Here is a 2,266-nt window from a genome sequence, read left to right as displayed (position 1 = left end):
GCGGACGGCGGCGACCACCTCGGCGTCGGTCCGGCCGCCGGTGGCGGGCATCTCCAGGTCGAGCCCGGCGGCGACGGCGGCGACCCGGTCGCGCACGGCGCCCCAGTCGGAGACCACGAGACCCGTGAAGCCCCACTCGTCGCGCAGCACCTCGGTCAGCAGCCAGTGGTTCTGCGAGGCGTAGACGTCGTTGATCTTGTTGTACGAGCACATCACGGTCCACGGCTGCGTGCGCTTGACCACGCGCTCGAAACCGGACAGGTAGATCTCGCGCAGGGTGCGCTCGTCGACGTCGGCCGAGACGCGCATGCGGTCGGCCTCCTGGTTGTTGGCCGCGAAGTGCTTGAGCGAGGTGCCGACGCCCTGGGACTGGATGCCGGCCACGAGGGCCGCGCCGAGCTCGCCCGAGATCACCGGGTCCTCCGAGAGGTACTCGAAGTTGCGCCCGTTCAGGGGCGAGCGCTTGATGTTGATGCCGGGGCCGAGCAGCACGGCGACGTCGTTGGCGCGCGTCTCGCGGCCCAGCGCCTCGCCCACGCGGCGCAGCAGGGCGGGGTCCCAAGTAGAGCCGAGCGTGGCCGCCGGCGGGAAGCAGGTGGCGGGCACCGACGTGCCGAGCCCCAGGTGGTCGGGGGACTCGGCCTGCTTGCGCAGGCCGTGCGGGCCGTCGGTGACCATGACACCGGGGACGGTGACCTCGGGCCGGTCGACGGGCTGGGTGGTCCAGAAGTCCAGGCCTGACAGCAGCGAGGCCTTCTCCTCCAGCGTGAGGGCGGCCAGCACGCGCTCGACGTCGAACGCGCGGCTGCCCGCCGAGGGTGAGGTCTCGGGCGATCCTGCGGCTGTCCGGGCCTCGGTGGTCTCCTCGATGGTCATGGGTGCGCTCCTTACCTGGTCACCTGCGGTGCAAACCTACCGAGCGGTAGCGATTCGAAAACTACCACCCGGTACCCGTTGGCGACAGCGGCCCCCCTCGCCCAGCGGTGACCCTCAACCTCGGCTTGAGGCTGAGCCGCGCGTAACTCTCAACCTCAGGTTGAACCTGAGCCCACAGTGTCCAGTCCCGCGACGGCCGCCACGGGCGGTCGGCAGAATGTCAGGTGGTCGGCAGCTCGAACTGCCGACCACCTGACGTTCCGCCGACCACTCGGCGTGCTGCCGACCGCAGCGACGCGCGGCGGGGGCGTCCGGCCTGCTGGTGCCCGCCCCTGCCGCGGTCCGGCCCAGGTGTTGACCACAGCGGTTTCTGCCGCGAGAGGGCACCCGCCGGCAGGAACTGCTGTGGTCGACGCCCTGGGTCCGGCGTCAGAACGGGTTGGTGACGTACGTGCGGTTCAGCGGCTCCGGGATGCGGAAGTAGCTCGCCGACAGGGCCGCCGGGTCCGTCGCCAGGGCGCCTCGGCCGGGGACGTCGTCGCCGTCGTCCCAGCCCCACGGGGCGTTCGCGGAGTTCTGCGTGCACGAGACGCCCCCGTCGCCGCACGAGCCGGAGGCGTCGCCCGCGAACGTGCCCGCGCTCGCGAAGAGCTGGGAGTCGTCGCGGTGCGCCCACAGGCCGTCCGGCGCGTGCACGTCCACGAGGCGGTAGGACACGTCCCGGTCGTCCGGGTGCTCGGGCACCTCGGCCCGGCCGGCCGGGTAGTAGACGACGCCGTCGCCCTTGATGTCGTAGCCGGGGCGCGCCTTGAGCCCGTGGCCCTTGGCCTCCTGGGCGGTGACCGGGTGGCTCAGGCCGTCGTGCGGGCTGGTCGCCATCTGCAGCGTGCCGTCGATGGTCTCGGCGCCCGCGCCCCACGTGCTGCGCTGCGGCGTGTACGAGTAGAAGTCGCTGTGCGCCACGGTGACGGCGCCGCGGAGTACCCCGTAGACCGAGCCGTCCTTCTGGACGGCGACCATGACGCCCTCGGCGTCGTTCTCGTGCTCGGTGTCGAAGATCGAGTCCGACCAGTCGCGTGGGTGGAAGAACATGTACGTCACGAACCAGTGGCTCGACGTCTCCATGACCGAGTAGTAGGCGGTGGCGGCCAGCGGGTGGCTGCCCGTGTTCTCCCAGTTGTTGCGGGCGTCCCTGTCGCCGTCGAAGTCGTAGGCCGCGAGGTAGTCCGAGCGGCCGCCCAGGGCGTTGGTGCCGGTCTGGTCCACGTCCTGGTAGTGGATGGGCGCCCAGCGCTGCGCCAGGTCGGCGTTGCTCACGGCCGCCACGGAGGCGGGCGCAGCGGGTACAGGCGCTGCGGACGCAGCGGGCACGGCCGCGGCGGTGCCCGCC

General features: G+C 72.0%; 1 protein-coding gene and 1 pseudogene. Both read right to left on the bottom strand.

Translation table 11 applies throughout. The annotated features are described in order from the left end of the window. Positions 1-876: pseudogene (locus tag PROKR_RS16295) on the bottom strand (aryl-beta-d-glycosidase); the annotation flags it as partial. 429 nt (positions 877-1,305) lie between these two features. Next, positions 1,306-2,266 (bottom strand): hypothetical protein (locus PROKR_RS16290; RefSeq protein WP_036964739.1); only part of this gene is annotated, 961 nt, incomplete at its 5' end.

Origin of the sequence: Promicromonospora kroppenstedtii DSM 19349 (assembly GCF_000515355.1) — a bacterium.
Classification (GTDB): Bacteria; Actinomycetota; Actinomycetes; order Actinomycetales; family Cellulomonadaceae; genus Promicromonospora; species Promicromonospora kroppenstedtii.
This window is presented reverse-complemented; position numbering and strand designations above follow the sequence as displayed.